Raw genomic sequence first — 16,192 nt, 5'->3', positions numbered from 1 at the left:
TCTGCGGCCCCCTCGCAAGCGCCCGCGCAGTCCCGCGCGGCGCGTCCAACGGTGCTGAGCATGATTGAACTGGATCTGGAAACCGTCGTCCCGGCATTGCAGGCCGGTGCGGTAATCGCCTACCCGACCGAAGCGGTCTGGGGCCTGGGCTGCGATCCGGCCAACGAGACGGCGGTGCTGAAGCTGCTGGCGCTGAAGCAGCGCCCGGTCGAGAAGGGCATGATCCTGGTGGCCGCCGATCCGGTCCAGCTCGAGGGCTGGGTGCGGCTGGAGGCCCTGGCCGGCGAGCGCCGCCAGGCGGTGCTGGACAGCTGGCCCGGCGCCAACACCTGGATCGTCCCGGCCGGCGCACGGGCGCCGCGCTGGATCACCGGGCAGCACACCGGCATCGCGGTACGGGTCAGTGCCCACCCGCTGGTGCAGGCGCTGTGCACCGCCTGGGGCGGGCCACTGGTGTCCACCAGCGCCAACCTGGCCGGTGCCCCGCCGGCCCGCAGCCGTGAACAGCTGGATCCGGCGCTGCTGGCCCAGCTCGATGGCCTGCTCGATGGCACCACCGGCGGCCTGGCCCAGCCCACCCGCATCCGCGTCGCCGCCACCGGCCAGGTGCTGCGCGACTGACCGCGCCGTGCCCGGGGCTTGCGCCGGCGCCACCACGCGGCACTATGGCGGCATGTCCCCGCGTCTGCTCCTGCTGTGCGCCCTGACCGCGTCGGCCGCGATGGCCCGCGCGGCCGATCCACCTGCGGTGACCGACAACGTGCGCATCTACCGCTGCGTGGCTGCCAACGGCGCGGTGTCGCTGCAGGACGCCCCCTGCGGCGGCGCACGCCAGCAGCAGGTACGGGACATGCAACGCCCCAAGGACCCGCCGCCGCGGCCGGCAGAGCCCGTCCAGCGCGCCCCTGCGCCGGTCATCGAGCGTGAGGTGCGGGTGGTCACCGTGCAGCCGCCGCAGCCGATGTACGAATGCGTCACCGCCGAGGGCGAGCGTTACACCAGCGACAGCAACGAGGGCAATCCACGTTGGGTGCCGGTCTGGGGCTTCGGCCGGATGCCGCATCCCGGACATGGGCCGCGCCCGCCAAGTCCAGGTCCAGGTCCAGGCCCGACTCCGGGGCCGGGGCCGGACAGCGGGCACCACCGGCCCCACCCGGGCGGCGCGATCGTGCCGCTGGGTTCGACCCTGGTGCGCGACCGCTGCCATGCGCTGCCGCCGCAGGAAGTCTGCGCGCGCCTGAAAGACCGCCGCTGGGAACTGATCCGCCGCTACAACAGCGCCCTGCAGAGCGAGCGCCAGCAGCTGGTGCGCGAGCAACGCGGCATCGAGGCGCGACTGGATCAGGATTGCGGCGGCTACTGATCCTGCCCGGTCGGATGCCGGTCCGGCCAATGCAATTCGCAGCAGACCCACTCCGCCGCCGTGTGCATCTCCAGTTGCCAGCCAATACGCCTGGCCAACCGCTGCGCGATGCTCAGACCGAGCCCGAAACCGGGCGCATCGCTGGCCGCCGGCGGATTCCGTATCTCCACCCGCGAGGCTTCGGCCTCCACTACGATCACTCCAGCACCGCCATGTTGGATCGCGTTGAGCAGCAGGTTGGCGAGCAGGGTCTCGACGGCCTCCCACGGCGCATCCCACTGCAATACCGGTGGGACGCTGATGCGGAAGGACTGCATGCGCAGCGCCGCCAGCGGCTGCAGCTCGTCGGTCAGCTGCCGCAGCGCTGAAGCAACATGCGTGTACTGGCGGCCCGTCAGCGTCGTCTCGCTGGACAACCAGAGGATCGCGTTGCCCGCGCGCTCCAGCCGCGACAGCGCACGTTGCAGGCGCTGCAACGCCGGCGATGCGGCCTCCGCTTCTTCCAGCAGAGCCAGACTGGTGCGCGCCGACTGCAACGGCGTGCGCAGCTCGTGCGCGAGGAAAGCCAGTGTTTCCCGCTCACGTTCGACCACCTCGTGCCTGCCACGCCAGACCTCGGCATGCAGCTGCAGGACCTCGGCGAACTCGCTGACCGGTTCATCGCGCGCCAGTGACTCCAGGCTCGCCGGGTCCGGTGCCGCACGCACCTGCGCCACCAATCGCCGCGCGTGCCGTTCCGCGCCGCCGACGAAAGCACTGGCCAGCAACCACGCGCACAGCAAGGTCAGCGTGAACACCGCAGCGGCGTAAGCCAGGCCGGTCGGCAGGCCGGCGGTGACGGTGAGCTCACCGGTCACGTCGTACAGCAGTACCGCACGCGTGCCGTTTTCCGCCGGCACCACCAGCGCGTGCGCGTAACGACCATCATCGCGACGGAACTCCGCCATGGTGCCGACGGCCTGGTCGCCCAGTCGCTGCTGCTCCCGTGCCGGGAGGTGCGCGAGCGGGATCAACTGGAAGTGCACAGGCAGGGGCACTGCCTGCGCACCTGCCGGCAGCGTTGCCGCCAACGTCTGCAGCCGCCGGTCGATGAAGCTGTCCTCCAGCACGAACAACAGCAGCAAGGTGACGCCGGCAAACAGCAGCGACAACAATGCGCCAAAAAGCATCCAGCGGCGGACCAGCACCTGCCGCAGGCTACGCCGAAGCATCCGTCGCCCCCTCACTGAAGCGGTAGCCGACGCCGCGCACAGTGGCGACCAGCGGTGTGCCGAATACCCTCAGACAGTGCTGTCGGAGCTGGTAGACATGCATGCGCAACGGATCGCTATGCGGCGGCTCTCCCTGCCACAGGCGCTCACACAAAGCCGGTCGCGACACGAAACCCGGACAGGCCTTCATCAGCTCGTGCATCAGCACGAAGCCGGTGGCATGCAACGGTAACGCGTGGTCGCCGTCGCGCTGCAGCAGGTGTCGCTGGATATCCAGTACGTAGGTGCCGACGCGCAGCTGCAGGCTGCCGGTGTCCGCCGCGTGCGTGGCAATGGCACGGATACGTGCCAACAGTTCCGCCGGCGCGAACGGCTTGACCATGTAATCCACCGCACCGGCCGCGAATGCCGCAAGCTTGTCATCCAGCGCACCGCGCGCGGTGAGGAACAACACAGGCGAACGCAAGCCACCTTCGCACTTCAGCGATTGACACAGCGCCATGCCGTTCTGGTCGGGCAGATTCACGTCCAGAACCAGCAGGTCGAACGACTGCGCCTGCAGACGCGCACGGGCCTGTGCAGCGTTGTAGGCGAAGTCGACCACCACGCCATGGCTGCCAAGGTAGTCACCGATGCCGGCAGCGATATCGACATCGTCTTCCACCAGCAACAGCCGCAGAGGTGGTGTGCGCAGCATCATTGTCTGTTCCCGTTGGTTCCCCCGCGAGTGTAGTCATCCATGCGCCAAGCGTTGCAAGTACCACGCATCGCCCCAATGCCCCTGCATCGCGGCCACCAATGCATGCATCAGCAGCAATCGTTTGTCGGCCCCGGGGGCTGACTGCAGGGCCTTCAAAGCGACATCAATGCCGCCCCGGCGGTACGCCTCCATCACCCTCACCGCCTGCTCCTCTCCGGTCGCCTCGCGCGGAACTGGCACATGGCCAAGCGCTTTCACCATCGCCTCGGCCACCGACCAGGTCGACCACGGGTTCTGCCCGGTCACCAGCCGGCGATCGACCACGGTGTTGTCCAAGTACAGGCCACCTTCGACGAAACGTGCGCCCCGCCGAACCAGCGCATCCTGCAGCAGCGCATCGAAACGCTGCCGCGCATCTTTCATCAGGAACAGTTCCTCGGCATTGGTGAAGCCAGTGACACTGCGCCCCTGCAGCAGCGAGGTGCCATCGTCGAGGGTGACATCAAGCAATGCCGCCGGGCCGTGGCAGACAGCACCGATCACTCCTCCGGCGCCATGGATGTGGCGCACGATCCGCGCGATCGCGGTGTTGCCGGGAAAATCGAACATCGCCCCCTTGCCGCCGACGAAGTACACCGCTGCGTAACGCGACGCATCCACCTGCTCCAGCGGCAAGCTGGCGGCAAGCATGGCCCGCGCTGGCACGTCGTTGAGGAAAGCGTGGTCGGCCGCGACCATGTCCTCGTCATCCACACGCATCGGCGGGGAGCCGCCCTGCGGACTGGCGATGTCCACCGCGTAGCCGTTGGCGATGAAGGTGTAATAGGCACGCGACAGTTCAGTGAGCTCAAAGCCGGCAGGCTTTCCGGTGCCGGGGAAGTGCCCGGCGCTGCTGACCACGGCCAAGATCCGGCCGCGCGTCGGTGCTGGCGCGTCGCGCACAAACGCCAGCTCGGCCACGCTGCTGCGCGGGTCAACCGGGGGCTGGCTGCCCAGATCCAGGCTGTGCAGGTACAGGCCTGCACCGACCGCAAGCACCGCCATGATTACCGTCACGGCCAGCAACAACCGCTTGATCCAACGCCACATGTTCCACTCCCCGGGTCACGCCCTGTTTCAAAGACGCGACCACGATGCAGCGGCAATGTAGAACGAAGATCAATCCACCGCGCGTACGTTCAGAACCCGTAACGCAGGAAGCCGCCGTCCACCGCGATGCATTCGCCGGTGACATAGCTCGACGCCGGCAGGCACAGGAAGCCGACCGCCGAGGCCACTTCCTCCGGTTCGCCGATCCGCCGCATCGGCGTGCGCGCGATCACCTCGTCGTAGTAGTCCGGGTCCGACAGCGGCCCGGAGGTGCGGCGGGTGCGGATGTACCACGGCGCCACCGAGTTCACGCGGATGCCGTCCTCGGCCCACTCGCAGGCCAGGTTGCGGGTCATCTGCTGCAGCGCCGCCTTGGTCATGCCGTAGACCACGCCGCTGCGCACATGGGTGATGCCCGACACGCTGCCAACATTGACGATGGCCGAGGACGCATGGCGGGTCAGCAGCGGATGGGCGTAACGGCACAGCTCGAAGGCCGAGAACAGGTTGGTCTCGAAGATGCCGCGCCACTCCTGTTCGGAATAGTCGTTGGCCGCGCGGGTGACGTTGCCGCCGGCGTTGTTGACCAGCAGGTGCAGGCCGTCGCTGTGGTCTTCGACCCAGTCCAGGATCTCGTGGCGGTCCTCGTCGCTGGAAACATCAGCCGCAAGCGCATGGATCTCGCGATCGGGAAAGGTGTCGGCCAGTTCATCACGCACAGTTTCCAGCGCATCGGCATCGCGGCCGACGATCAGCACGTCGGCGCCCAGCCCCAGCAGCTCGCGCGCGATCGCCAGGCCGATGCCGGCACTGGCGCCGGTCACCAGGGCAGTTTGTCCATCCAGTCGCCAGCGTTGCGGGTTCACCCTATTCTCCTCGTTTGTGCCGCTGCAGCGCCACAAACGGCGCGCCTGGGCGATAGCGCTAGGATAGCCGCTGTCATCCACGGAGCCGGCCCATGAAATTTCCCGCGCTGATCCTGCTGCTGGCGACAGCGGCTCTTTCGGCCTGTGGCAAGCCGCAGCCACCGGACACCGAACGCCCTCCCGAACCGCAAGCCACCGCGCTGCGCGAGGCCATCGCCCGGCCGCTGGAACAGGCCAAGGCCGCACAGACCGCCGTGGATGAGGCCGCCAAGGCGCAGCGCGCCGCGCTGGATGCGGCCAGCGCCGATACCCGCAAACAGTAACGCCGCCCGGAAAGGGCGGCGTCTGGGGTCATCCAAGGGGCCGCCCACGCGGCCCGGTTGGATCAGGCGCGGCCGGTCACAGGCCGCAGAAACAGTAGGCCAGCGACTTCACCGGCGCACCGTTGCGGTCTTTGACCGCGTCTTCGACAAAGCGCAGCTGGGTGTCCAGCTCCGGCATCTGCTTGGCCAGCATCATCCGCGCGATACCCGAATCGGCCAGCATCCAGGCCCCGGCGCGGCTGCCGGCAAAGCCGGTCATGAACTGCGCGAACGGGGTAGCGGCCTTCTCGATGTAGCGCACCCGGTACTTGCCGGACTCGCCCAGCTTGGCGCGGGTGGCGGCATCGGCCACGGCGGCCTTGAGCCCACCGAACGCGTCGACCAGACCACGCTCCTTGGCCTGCGCCCCGCTCCACACGCGGCCCTGGGCCACTTCGTCCACCGCTTCGACGCTCTTGTTGCGCGCCTGCGCGACCTTGCCGGTGAAGTCGGCATAGCCCTTGTTGATCACCGACTGGATCACCTGGCCCACCGCCGGGTCCATCGGCCGGGTGATGTCGAACGCGCCGGCGAAGCGGGTGGTGCCCACGCCGTCGGTATGCACGCCGATCTTGTCCAGGCTGCGGGTCAGGTTCGGAATCATCCCGAAAATGCCGATCGAGCCGGTGATGGTGGATTCGTCGGCATAGATGCGATCGGCGTTCATACTGATCCAGTAGCCACCGGACGCGGCCAGATCGCCCATCGACACCACCACCGGCTTGCCGGCGGCCTTGAGCGCATCCACTTCGCGGCGGATCTGCTCGGAGGCGAACACCTCACCGCCGGGCGAATCGACCCGCAGCACCACCGCCTTGACGTCCTCATCGTCGCGCGCCTCGCGCAGCAGCGCCGAGGTCGACACCCCGCCGATACGCCCGGCCGGCAGGTCGCCGCCGGCGATCTCGCCTTCGGCCACGATCACCGCGACCTGCGGACGCGAGTCCATCGGCGAGCGGAGGGCGTCGATCTGGGTCAGATAGTCGGCCAGCGCGATCTGGCGATAGCCGCCGTCGGCATCGCTGTCGGCCACCCCGCGCTCGGTCAGCAGCGTGTCCACTTCCTCGCGCGTCTTCAGGCCATCGACCAGCTTCTGCTGCAGCGCGAACCGGGCCAGGTCGCCCTCGGCCGCGGCGATGCCTTCGGGCAGCGTGTCGATGCCGGCGGCCAGCTGCGCGGGGTCGAGCTTGCGCGCGGTGGCGATGTCGGCCAGGTAGCGCTGCCACACGTCGTTCATCCAGAACAGGTCCGCTTCCTTGGCCTGCGGCGAGGCGGCATCGAGTACATAGGGTTCGGCGGCGGACTTGAACTGGCCGACCTTGAACAGGTGCACGTCCACGCCCAGCTTGTCCTGCAGGCCGGTGCGGAAGTACTGGCGGTAGCGGCCCAGGCCTTCCAGCAGCAGCCCGCCCATCGGGTCCAGATAGATCTCGTCGGCCTGCGCGGCCAGCAGGTACTGCGACTGGTTCAGGTTTTCGCTGAAGGCCACCACCTGCTTGTTGGCTGCACGCAGCTCCTGCAGCGCCGCGGCCACCTCGCGCATCGAGGCGAAGCCGCTGGGCTGGAGCTTGTCCAGATTCAGCACCACCCGCTCGATCTTCTTGTCGTCCCTGGCCGCCTCGATGCCGCGGATCAGGTCACGCAGCTGGATCTCCTCGGCGCCGGTATCGCCCAGCGCCTTGCCCAGCGCGCGGCTGACCGGATCGGTGCTGTACTGCTCCACCAGCCGGCCCTCGGGGGCGATCACCAGCGTGGTGCGTTCGTGCAGCACCTTGGCCGAAGACGCGCTCATGCCCAGCGCCGCCACGAACACCATCAGCACCAGCAACAGCAGACCGAAGAACACCAGGTTGAGGATCAACCGGCGGGTGAAATTCATCACATCCCACAGCCCGATGAAGAAGCTGGCGATGGGGTTGCGACGCGGAATCGGGGGGGGATTCATGAACGCTCCAGAGGGGCTTGTTGCAAAGCAGGATACCCACAACCGGCGGCGCCGGGCATGGGCTTCAAGTCAGGGTGCCGCACGGACGAGCAGCCGCCGGCTGCTGATCCGCAGCCGCCAGCCCAGCAGCAGCGCGGCCACGGTCAAACCGATAATCAAGCCGACCCACATGCCCTGCGGACCCCAGCCCAGACCCAGGCCCAGGCCGGCACCGACCGGCATGCCCACGCCCCAGTAGGCGAACATGGCGATGAACATCGGCACCCGGGTGTCCTTCAAGCCGCGCAGCGCGCCGGCCGAGAGCACCTGGATGCCATCGGGGATCTGGAACGTTGCCGCGTACAGCAGCAAGGTCGACGCCAAGGCCGCCACCGCCAGGTCGTCGGTATACAGGCCCACCACCGCGTCATGGCCAAGCAGCAGGGCGCTGATCGACACCAGCTGGGTCACCAGCACGATGGCGTAGCCGGCCCAGGTGGCCCGGCGCACCCCCAGCGGATCATTGCTGCCCACCGCATGGCCGACCCGCACCGTGGTGGCCTCGGCCACCCCCATCGGAATCATGAAGCACAGCTGCGCCACGTTGATCGCGATCTGGTGGGCGCTGGCCTCGGTGGCGCCGATGCGGCCGATCAGCAGCGCGGTGATGATGAACAGACCGCCTTCCATCAACACGGTGATGCCGATCGGCAGACCGGTACGCAACAGGTCCCAGATCGCGGCCATGCGCGGCAGCTCGAAGTGCGTGAACAGCCCGAGGTGTGCGAACCGCCGGGTCAGGGCCAGGTAGCTGGCGAAGGCCAGCGCCTGCACCCACATGGTCACGGCCGAGGCGATGCCCAGGCCTGCGGCGCCCAGCTCCGGGAAGCCGGCCTTGCCGTTGCACAACGCGTAACCCAGTGGCCCCAGCACCAGCAGGCCGCCGAAGCCGATCAGCATGGTCGGCAAGGTCCAATGCATGCCTTCACTGAGGTAACGCATGCAGAAATACAGCGTCAATGCCGGCACACCCCAGCGGATGGCATGCAGGAAACCGGTGGCGCCGGGCACGATATCTGCGGCAATCCCGAACGCCGGCAGCAATGCCGGCACCCCGCTCAGGAACACGAACATCAGCGCACTCAGGCCCACGCCCAGCCACAGCGCCTGGCGGAACAGCGGGCCGATTTCACGCGCGCGGCCGGCACCGTTTAGCTGCGAGACCGAGGCGGTGAGCGAGATCAGGGTGCCGATCGGCACCAGCATCGGCAGCCACAGCAGCGCGGTACCGATACTGACCGCGGCAAAGGTGTCGGTGCCGTGGTGGCCGGCGATGGTGTTGTCAACGAAAGCGATCAGACCGGTCGAGACATGGCCCAGAACCAGCGGCAACGCGAGCAGACCGGTCGTCCGCACTTCGTCGAGGAAGCGCGGCGTGGCGGTGGCGGTAGACATAAGGAACAGGACAGACGCGGACTGCGGCCGGCGCGGAAAGCGCACAGGTGCCGGGTCGCGGAAGCCGCGCATTTTACATGCGCCGGCCGCAGTCCGGGGCGCCGGGCGATGAACAACGGATCAACTGGCGGGCCGCACCGGCCGGCTCAGTGACCGACTTTCTCGCGCAACCACGCGCTGCGGCCGGCCGCGGACACCCCCAGCAGCTGCGCGCGCAGTTCAGCGCGGTCCTGCGGCGGGGTGCGCTGGGCGATCAGGGTCAGCTGCGCCAGCTGCTCGGGGTCGAGCTGCCGCAACAGGGTGAGCAGCGGCTCACGCTGCTCGGCCGGCACGTAGCCCAGCAGCGGCTGCAGTTTGGGATACAGCGCGCCCAGTTGCGGGCCCAGCCGCCAGCCGTCGCGATGCAACTGGTCCTGACCGGCAAAACGCGCGCGCAGGGCGTCGCGCTCGGCGGCGGACAAAGCGGCCACGCGCGCGGCGGCCTGGCGGATGCGCTGGCGCTCGCTTTCCGGCAACGCCCGCCACGCGGCATAGCGCGCGCGCAGGTCACGCTGCTGCGCCGGGGCCAGCGCCGACCAGCCGGCGGCCGGATCGGCCCTTGGCGCCGGTGGTGCGGCCGGCGGCAGGCCAGGCAGGCCAGGCGGGGGCGCGGCAGCCACGGCCAGCGACAACCACAGCAGACAGCCCAGCAGCACTCGCTCAGTTTTCCGCATCGACCGTCTCAAGGGCGGCGGTGGCCGGTTCCGGGCGGCTTGGTTGCGGCTGCGATTCGTCCACCGGCAACGGGCCGCCGGCAGCTACCCAGGCATGGAAGTCGGCCTCGCGGGCCAGCGCCAGCTCCGGATCGGCCAGCATCGCCGCATCGGCGGCAGGAACGTCGGCCGCCGGCGGGGCCGGAGTACTGTCATCGTCCAGGGCTTCAACCTGGACCGGGCCGTTGTCGGTCAACACGCCATCGGCCGGCGCCGCAGCCGCCGCGCCGCGCGGGCCACCCCGCCAGGCCCACAGCGCCACCACCACCAGCAGCAGCAACGGCAGACACAGCAGCAGCCAGGTGCGCCAGCTCCAGCGTGGACGCGGCTTGCGCGCGGTGGCCGCGCGCGGGCGGGTCATCGGCGCAGCGGTCGCGGCGGCCGGTTTGGCCACCGGCGCGTCGCCGGTCAGCGATTCGCGCAGCTGTTCCAGCTGCAGCACCCGGGCCGCTGCCAGGTCGCGCACCTGGGTCTGGACCTGTTCGGCCAGCGCGCGCCAACCGGCAGCATCGGGATAGCCGCCGGCATCGAGCGGGCAGGCCCCGGCCAGCGCCTGCCGGTAGGCCTCGATCGACACTCCCAGCACCGGTGCGGCGATCGCCTCGTCCAGCCCGGCACCGATACGCAGCAGCAGCGCCAGCCGGTCGGCCGCGGCCAGCTGCTGGAGGTGACGCAGCGGCACCGGCCACTGCCCGCCCGCGGGCGGCGCCAGCAGCTGGGGTGTGCTGCACAGCAATCCCCAGAACCGCGCCGGCCAGTCCACCATGGGCAGATCGGCGGCATGGCCGGCAAAGGCACGCATCGCCACGGCCACCGCGCGGGCGGCCACGGCGTCGTCACCGGCCTGCAATTGCGCCACCACCAGCGCACGCCGCTCGACGCCACGCAAAAACGCCGCCAGCGCATTGGCGGCGGCCGGGGCCAGGGGGGCGGGTGCGGCCATCATGTGAACTCCATCATCCTGCGCATGATACCCAGCGCACCTGCGCCACCGCCGTGGCGAGCATGCCGGCAGCACCGCCGCCGACCGGTCTGCCGCAACTTGTGCACAGCGTCAATACGCTGCGGTGATTTTCCCGCCCGGGCTGGGCCAGGACCGGGTTTAGCTTTTGTTTCACGAACAAGTTATTGATTTTAAAAGACTATTTTATGTGGCTATTTTTTGACCAAGTTAAGCGGAAGGCTTGACCCATCGGCTTGAGCGCGTGGAGCACCCGGCTCACCCACAGAGTTATCCACAATAAATGTGGATAAGCGGAAATCCCCAAGTACGGCCTGTGTTTACGTGCCATTTATGAATTGGTCCGGAGCACTTTCACCCAAGTGAACAGAACCGGCCCCCTGCCCGGCAACGGCTAAACTGGGCCCATGCCCGCCTGCCCTACCCTGCGCATCGCCCTGCCGGTGCCGCTGCCGCAACTGTTCGATTACCTGCCGCCGGAAAACAGTCCCGTCCCCTCCGACGGCGATGTCGGCCGCCGGGTGCGGGTACCGTTCGGCCCGCGCGAGCTGGTCGGGGTGGTCGAGGGCGTCGGCCAGGCCGAGGATCCGGCCGCCCTGCGCCCGGCACTGGCGTGGCTGGATCCGGCGCCGCTGCTGGCCGGGGAACTGGCCCGCTCGCTGCACTGGCTGGCGCGCTACACCCATGCGCCACTGGGCGAGGTGATCGCCACCGCGCTGCCCGCGCCGCTGCGCCGCGGCGAGCCACTGGCCGATACCCACGGCTGGGCCTGGCAGCTGACCCAGGATGGCATCGCCGGCTTCGGCGCACTGCGCCGTGATACCCGCCCGCAACGGCTGGCCACGCTGCTGCAGGCCGGCGCGGTCAATGAGGACCTGCTCGACGACCAGTTCGAGGACTGGCGCAGCGCCGCGCGGGCCCTGCTCAAGCGCGGCTTCGCCGAGCGGATCGAGGTTGCGGCCCTGATCCCGCCGCCCAACACGCAGCCCGGCCCGACCCCCAATGCCCAGCAGCAGGAGGCGATCGAGGCGATCAACGCCGCCGACGGTTTCCAGCCGTTCCTGCTGGATGGGGTGACCGGCAGTGGCAAGACCGAGGTCTACCTGCAGGCCATCGCCCAGTGCCTGGCGCAAGGCAAGCAGGCACTGGTGCTGGTGCCGGAGATCGGCCTGACCCCGCAGACCCTGCACCGTTTCCGCAGCCGCCTGGGCATCCCCGTGCACGCGCTGCATTCGGGCCTGAATGACAACGAGCGCGCGCGGGTGTGGGCGGCGGCCAGCCGCGGCGAGGCGCGGGTGATCGTCGGCACCCGCTCGGCGGTGTTCACCCCGCTGCCGCAGGCCGGGCTGATCGTCATCGACGAGGAGCACGACGGCAGCTACAAGCAGCAGGACGGCATCCGCTACCACGCCCGCGATTTCGCCCTGGTCCGCGGCAAGGCGCTGGAGGTGCCGGTGGTGCTGGGCAGCGCCACGCCGTCGCTGGAATCGCTGCACAACGCGCGCAGCGGCCGCTATACCCACCTGCGCCTGCAGCAGCGCGCCGGCGATGCCAAGCCGCCGGGCGTGCGCGTGTTCGATGTGCGCAAGCGCCCGCTGCAGGACGGGTTGGCGCCGGAGGTGATCGCCGGGATCGGCCAGCATCTGCAGGCCGGCAACCAGGTGCTGGTGTTCAAGAACCGCCGCGGTTACGCGCCGGTACTGCTGTGCCACGACTGCGGCTGGACCGCGCCGTGCAAGCGCTGCAGCACGCCGCTGCACAGCACGCCGATGACCGTGCATGGCGCCGGCCGCCGCCTGCAATGCCATCACTGCGGCGCGCGGGCGCCCGTGCCGCTGGCCTGCCCGGATTGCGCCAGCCTGGCGCTGCAGCCCCAGGGCATCGGTACCGAGCGGCTGGAAGAACGGCTGCTGCAGCTGTTTCCCGATCACCCGGTGCTGCGCATCGACCGCAGCACCACCGCGCGCCGCGATGCGCTGGAGCAGACCCTGGCCACGCTCGGCGATCAACCCGGCATCCTGGTCGGCACACAGATCCTGGCCAAGGGCCACGATCTTCCCAAACTCACGCTGGTGGTGGTGGTGGGCATCGACGAGGGGCTGTTCTCGGCCGATTTCCGCGCCAGCGAAAAACTGGCCCAGCAGCTGATCCAGGTCGCCGGCCGCGCCGGCCGCGCCGAACGCCCGGGGGAGGTCTGGCTGCAGACCCACCACCCGGACAACGCGCTGCTGCACACGCTGGTCAACGGCGGCTACCACGCCTTTGCCGAGGCCGAACTGGGCCAGCGTGAAGCCGCCGGCTTCCCGCCGTTCGCGCATCTGGCGCTGCTGCGCGCCGAAGCCAAACAGGTCGAACAGGCCAACGACTTTCTCAGCGCGGTAAGAAACCTGATTGCGGCCGGCAACGGGGTCGAGCGCTTCGGACCGATGCCGGCACCGATGCCGCGCCGGGCCGGTTTCCAGCGCACGCAGTTGTTGCTGTCAGCCGAACAGCGGCGGCCCTTGCATGGCCTGCTCGATGCGCTGATGGCGCAGGTGTACGCCCTGCCGCAGGCGCGGCGCGTGCGCTGGTCGCTGGATGTGGACCCGCTGGATCTCTACTGACGTCGGCCCGCCGGCACCCCGGACAACATCAGCCGGCGCATAGGCCGCGTTGTCGCCCGGGTAAGCGAAGCGCAGCCGGGATTTGCTCGATGCCGGCACGGCGGGGTTTCCCGGGTGCGGCCGTTGGCGTTGCCCGGCCTACAGACAAAAAAAGCACCGGCCGACCCTGTGCAGGCCGGCCGGAACAGGTGCAACTGTCGGGGGCGGAAGCAGCTAGAGCGTGTCGCCCAGCGTGCGCACCTGCAGCGCCTTGCGCAGGGTCGCCAGATCCGCGGCGCCGCGCACCACCAGCTCGCGGCTCTGGCCCGGCAGCAGGTCGAAGGCGTTGTCCTCGACGCTGGCCACGTTTTTGTCGAAACCGATCCAGATCCCCCGCACCAGCCCGGCGCTGCGCAGCTGCAGCACGTGGTGATCGCCCACCGCACGCAGCTCGGTCTGCAGCTGACCGGCCGCCAGTGCCTGGTCCTTGGCGGCGGTGAAGTACACCAGCCGCTGCGCCAGCAACGTCCCGTCGCGCATGAGATCGAACACCGCCACGCTGCGGCGCGGGTCGGCGCCCTGCAGCAGTTCGGCATCGCTCAACCGCGCCACCGCGGTAGCCGACTGCGGCGCCAGCGTCAGCGCCTGTTCGCGCTGCTGCAGCACGCGGCCGTCGAAATCGAGCACGCGCAGCCGCCACTGCGCCGGCAGCGGCTGCAGGCCATCGTTGAGCAGGCTCACCGACGTGTTGCCCTCATCACGCAGCGCCGCCACCGCGACCTCGGCGAAGAACCGGCGGGCGTGGTAGTGCAGCGCCTTCCAGTTGCCGTAGTAGTCCACGCTCGACCACGACGCGCCGGGCCACACGTCATTGAGCTGCCAGTACAGCGAGCCCATCGTGTACGGGCGCGAGGCACGGTGGTGCAGCGCGGCCAGCGCGATGCCCTCGGCCTGCATGGCCTGCCCCAGATAGACGAAGTCGGCGAACGAGCGCGGCGTGCCGTATTCCATCGCGATGTAATGCAGCAGGCGTGTGTTGCCTTCGCCGGCCATGAACTTCTGGTGGGCGCGGATCACCGGCCCGTCGATCTGCTGCTCGTCACGCGTGGCGAAGGCATCGACCGTGGACTGCTGCGGCCAGGCCTGCAGCCCGTATTCGGACATGAAGCGCGGGGTTTCCTTCAGGTAGGCGGTCGGCGGCAGCGCCGGCCCGCCCCAGACGTCCCAGTAGTGCTTGTCACCGCGCCGCGAGTCGTTGGCCTTGGTGTCCAGATCGTTGCTCGGCGAACTGGACCAGTACGGCACGCCCAGGCCTTCTTCGGCCACCACTGCGCGCAGGTCGTTGCCGAACAGCTCCACATAGCCCTGCCAGACCTTATCGGCGAACACCGGGTCGGCCTCCTTCAAGGTCTTGCCGTGGCCCCAATCCTTCCAGGCGGTCTCTTCCTCGTTGTTGCCACACCACAGCACGATGCTGGGGTGATGCCGCAGACGGCGGATGTTGTCGCGCGCCTCGGCCACCACATTGGCGCGGAAGGCCGGATCGAAGCCGGGCTGCATGCCGCCGCCGAACATGAAGTCCTGCCAGACCAGCAGGCCCAGTTCGTCGGCGAGGTCAAAAAAGTCCTCGCTCTCGTAATAGCCGCCGCCCCAGTTGCGGACCATGTTCATGTTCGCGTCGCGCGCGCTCTGCAGGTCGCGGCGCAGGCGCTCGCGCGTCACCCGGGACGGGAACGCGTCGAACGGAATGGCGTTCACGCCCTTGGCGAACACCGGCACGCCATTGATCACGAAGGCAAAGCCTTGGCCGCCGTCGGCGTCCTCGTCACGCTGCAGCTGTACCGTGCGCAGGCCGGTGCGGATGCTGGAAGACAGCGCCTCGCCCACACCGCTGCCGATGCGCACCTGCACGGTGTAGCGTTCCTGCGCGCCGTAGCCGACCGGCCACCAGCGCCGCGGCCGGGTGATTTCGACGGGCAGCTCCAGCGTGGTGCTGCCCGGCTGCAGCGCGACCTGGCGGCGGAGCTGCGCCACCGGTTTTCCCTCCGGATCGAGCACCGCCAGCGCCACTGGCACCTTACCGGCGGCCGCACTGTGTTCGACCTGCAGCAGCACGCTCAGCGCGGCGCGGTCGGCATCCAGCGCGTCGGTGCGCACCGCCAGATCGGTGATGCGCTGGTCATCCCAGCTGTCGATATGCACCTGCCGCCAGACCCCGGCGGTGACATAGCGCGGGCCCCAGTCCCAGCCGAAGTGGTAGGCCGGCTTGCGCACGAAGTTGCCGACCATCGCGTCCTTGGGCTCATCCCCATAGGGCGAGGGATAGTTGCCGGCGATCTTGTGCTCCATCGCCTGCACCTGCGGCAGCAGCGTGCGGATCGGCGAGCGGAACACGATACGCAGCTCGTTGCCGGTGGCGCGCAGCTGCCCGTCCACCCGCGCGCGCCAGGTGCGGTGCGCGTTGTCGGCCTGCAGCAGCGGCCGGCCGTTGAGGCGGACCTCGGCAAAGGTGTCCAGACCGTCGAAACGCAGCTCGGCGTGCGGGCGCGCCAGCGTGGCCGCGTCCACATCGAAGCGCGCCCGGTATTCCCAGTCACCCAGCCCGATCCACTGCAGCCCGGCCTCGACCGCGCCCACATACGGATCGCCGATCAGGCCGTTGGCCAGCAGATCGGTATGCACGCTGCCCGGCACCGTGGCCGCGCGCCACGTCTCCATACCCGGATGCGCGGACAGCTGCGCATCACCCGGCAGCAGCCGGAAGCTCCATTGCGCCTGCAACGGCGCGGCCAGCGCAGCGCCGGCCAGGCCGCACAACAGACAGGCGGCCAGTGCGCGTCGCACCCAGCCCAGTCGCGGTGCTACCGCTTGGAAATGTTGATGCGACCGCTGCTGCATGCTGCCTCCGTTGGCTGTCCTGTACGCGC

At 69.2% G+C, this 16,192-nt stretch carries 13 protein-coding genes; 4 read left to right on the top strand and 9 right to left on the bottom strand.

The window, feature by feature from the left end; all coding sequences use genetic code 11:
- The first annotated feature begins 60 nt into the window (after window positions 1–60).
- Window positions 61–621 (top strand): L-threonylcarbamoyladenylate synthase type 1 TsaC, encoded by a 561-nt coding sequence (gene tsaC, locus ARC78_RS10630; RefSeq protein ID WP_057506270.1) that lies wholly within the window; start codon window positions 61–63, stop codon window positions 619–621.
- A 52-nt stretch (window positions 622–673) separates the two neighbouring features.
- On the top strand, window positions 674–1,363 hold the full coding sequence (locus ARC78_RS10625) for a DUF4124 domain-containing protein (RefSeq protein WP_057506269.1): 690 nt from the start codon (window positions 674–676) through the stop codon (window positions 1,361–1,363).
- Here ARC78_RS10625 and ARC78_RS10620 read toward each other — a convergent pair.
- The 4 genes from ARC78_RS10620 to ARC78_RS10605 form a co-directional block, all read right to left on the bottom strand.
- Window positions 1,357–2,574 carry a sensor histidine kinase gene (locus ARC78_RS10620; RefSeq protein ID WP_145974320.1) on the bottom strand — a complete coding sequence of 406 codons (1,218 nt, stop codon included), beginning with the start codon at window positions 2,572–2,574 and terminating at the stop codon, window positions 1,357–1,359. The genes ARC78_RS10625 and ARC78_RS10620 overlap by 7 nt on opposite strands.
- Complete coding sequence (locus tag ARC78_RS10615; RefSeq protein ID WP_054659423.1) at window positions 2,561–3,274, bottom strand: response regulator transcription factor; 714 nt, start codon at window positions 3,272–3,274, stop codon at window positions 2,561–2,563. Before ARC78_RS10615 ends, ARC78_RS10620 begins: the two co-directional genes overlap by 14 nt.
- A gap of 33 nt (window positions 3,275–3,307) precedes the next feature.
- The gene (locus ARC78_RS10610) at window positions 3,308–4,363 is read right to left on the bottom strand and encodes a type 1 glutamine amidotransferase domain-containing protein (protein ID WP_054659421.1); all 1,056 of its coding nucleotides are present in this window, start codon (window positions 4,361–4,363) and stop codon (window positions 3,308–3,310) included.
- A gap of 89 nt (window positions 4,364–4,452) precedes the next feature.
- On the bottom strand, window positions 4,453–5,229 hold the full coding sequence (locus tag ARC78_RS10605) for an SDR family oxidoreductase (protein WP_054659419.1): 777 nt from the start codon (window positions 5,227–5,229) through the stop codon (window positions 4,453–4,455).
- Between the two features lie 92 nt (window positions 5,230–5,321).
- Here ARC78_RS10605 and ARC78_RS10600 point away from each other — a divergent pair, with 92 nt between their 5' ends.
- Window positions 5,322–5,552 (top strand): hypothetical protein, encoded by a 231-nt coding sequence (locus tag ARC78_RS10600; protein WP_054659417.1) that lies wholly within the window; start codon window positions 5,322–5,324, stop codon window positions 5,550–5,552.
- A gap of 76 nt (window positions 5,553–5,628) precedes the next feature.
- Here the strand turns inward: ARC78_RS10600 and sppA are convergent, their stop codons facing one another.
- The 4 genes from sppA to ARC78_RS10580 all read right to left on the bottom strand — a co-directional run bounded on the left by sppA (window position 5,629) and on the right by ARC78_RS10580 (window position 10,668).
- Window positions 5,629–7,536: a signal peptide peptidase SppA gene (gene sppA, locus ARC78_RS10595; RefSeq protein WP_057506268.1), complete on the bottom strand. Its 1,908-nt coding sequence runs from the start codon at window positions 7,534–7,536 to the stop codon at window positions 5,629–5,631.
- A gap of 69 nt (window positions 7,537–7,605) precedes the next feature.
- Window positions 7,606–8,970 carry an MATE family efflux transporter gene (locus ARC78_RS10590; protein ID WP_054660493.1) on the bottom strand — a complete coding sequence of 455 codons (1,365 nt, stop codon included), beginning with the start codon at window positions 8,968–8,970 and terminating at the stop codon, window positions 7,606–7,608.
- A 146-nt stretch (window positions 8,971–9,116) separates the two neighbouring features.
- A complete protein-coding gene (locus tag ARC78_RS10585) occupies window positions 9,117–9,683 on the bottom strand; it encodes a DUF3106 domain-containing protein (protein WP_057506267.1) in 567 nt (188 codons plus the stop codon).
- Window positions 9,670–10,668 (bottom strand): hypothetical protein, encoded by a 999-nt coding sequence (locus tag ARC78_RS10580; protein ID WP_057506266.1) that lies wholly within the window; start codon window positions 10,666–10,668, stop codon window positions 9,670–9,672. Before ARC78_RS10580 ends, ARC78_RS10585 begins: the two co-directional genes overlap by 14 nt.
- Window positions 10,669–11,090: 422 nt before the next feature.
- Between ARC78_RS10580 and ARC78_RS10575 the strand changes: the two genes are divergently transcribed.
- A complete protein-coding gene (locus tag ARC78_RS10575) occupies window positions 11,091–13,286 on the top strand; it encodes a primosomal protein N' (RefSeq protein ID WP_057506265.1) in 2,196 nt (731 codons plus the stop codon).
- A 213-nt stretch (window positions 13,287–13,499) separates the two neighbouring features.
- Here ARC78_RS10575 and ARC78_RS10570 read toward each other — a convergent pair whose 3' ends face one another.
- Window positions 13,500–16,163, bottom strand: coding sequence for a beta-mannosidase (locus ARC78_RS10570; protein WP_057506264.1), 2,664 nt, complete (start codon window positions 16,161–16,163; stop codon window positions 13,500–13,502).
- Between the last annotated feature and the right edge of the window lie 29 nt (window positions 16,164–16,192).

Source organism: Stenotrophomonas pictorum JCM 9942, from assembly GCF_001431585.1.
GTDB lineage: Bacteria > Pseudomonadota > Gammaproteobacteria > Xanthomonadales > Xanthomonadaceae > Stenotrophomonas > Stenotrophomonas pictorum.
The sequence above is the reverse complement of the archived record's forward strand: the minus strand, read 5'-3'. Positions and strand labels throughout refer to the sequence as shown.

Bases quoted from the DNA above. Each gene is read 5' to 3' on its own strand.
- tsaC (WP_057506270.1), top strand. From the start codon at position 61: ATGATTGAACTGGATCTGGAAACCGTCGTCCCGGCATTGCAGGCCGGT.
- ARC78_RS10625 (WP_057506269.1), top strand. From the start codon at position 674: ATGTCCCCGCGTCTGCTCCTGCTGTGCGCCCTGACCGCGTCGGCCGCG.
- ARC78_RS10620 (WP_145974320.1), bottom strand. From the start codon at position 2,574: ATGCTTCGGCGTAGCCTGCGGCAGGTGCTGGTCCGCCGCTGGATGCTT.
- ARC78_RS10615 (WP_054659423.1), bottom strand. From the start codon at position 3,274: ATGATGCTGCGCACACCACCTCTGCGGCTGTTGCTGGTGGAAGACGAT.
- ARC78_RS10610 (WP_054659421.1), bottom strand. From the start codon at position 4,363: ATGTGGCGTTGGATCAAGCGGTTGTTGCTGGCCGTGACGGTAATCATG.
- ARC78_RS10600 (WP_054659417.1), top strand. From the start codon at position 5,322: ATGAAATTTCCCGCGCTGATCCTGCTGCTGGCGACAGCGGCTCTTTCG.
- sppA (WP_057506268.1), bottom strand. From the start codon at position 7,536: ATGAATCCCCCCCCGATTCCGCGTCGCAACCCCATCGCCAGCTTCTTC.
- ARC78_RS10590 (WP_054660493.1), bottom strand. From the start codon at position 8,970: ATGTCTACCGCCACCGCCACGCCGCGCTTCCTCGACGAAGTGCGGACG.
- ARC78_RS10585 (WP_057506267.1), bottom strand. From the start codon at position 9,683: ATGCGGAAAACTGAGCGAGTGCTGCTGGGCTGTCTGCTGTGGTTGTCG.
- ARC78_RS10580 (WP_057506266.1), bottom strand. From the start codon at position 10,668: ATGATGGCCGCACCCGCCCCCCTGGCCCCGGCCGCCGCCAATGCGCTG.
- ARC78_RS10575 (WP_057506265.1), top strand. From the start codon at position 11,091: ATGCCCGCCTGCCCTACCCTGCGCATCGCCCTGCCGGTGCCGCTGCCG.
- ARC78_RS10570 (WP_057506264.1), bottom strand. From the start codon at position 16,163: ATGCAGCAGCGGTCGCATCAACATTTCCAAGCGGTAGCACCGCGACTG.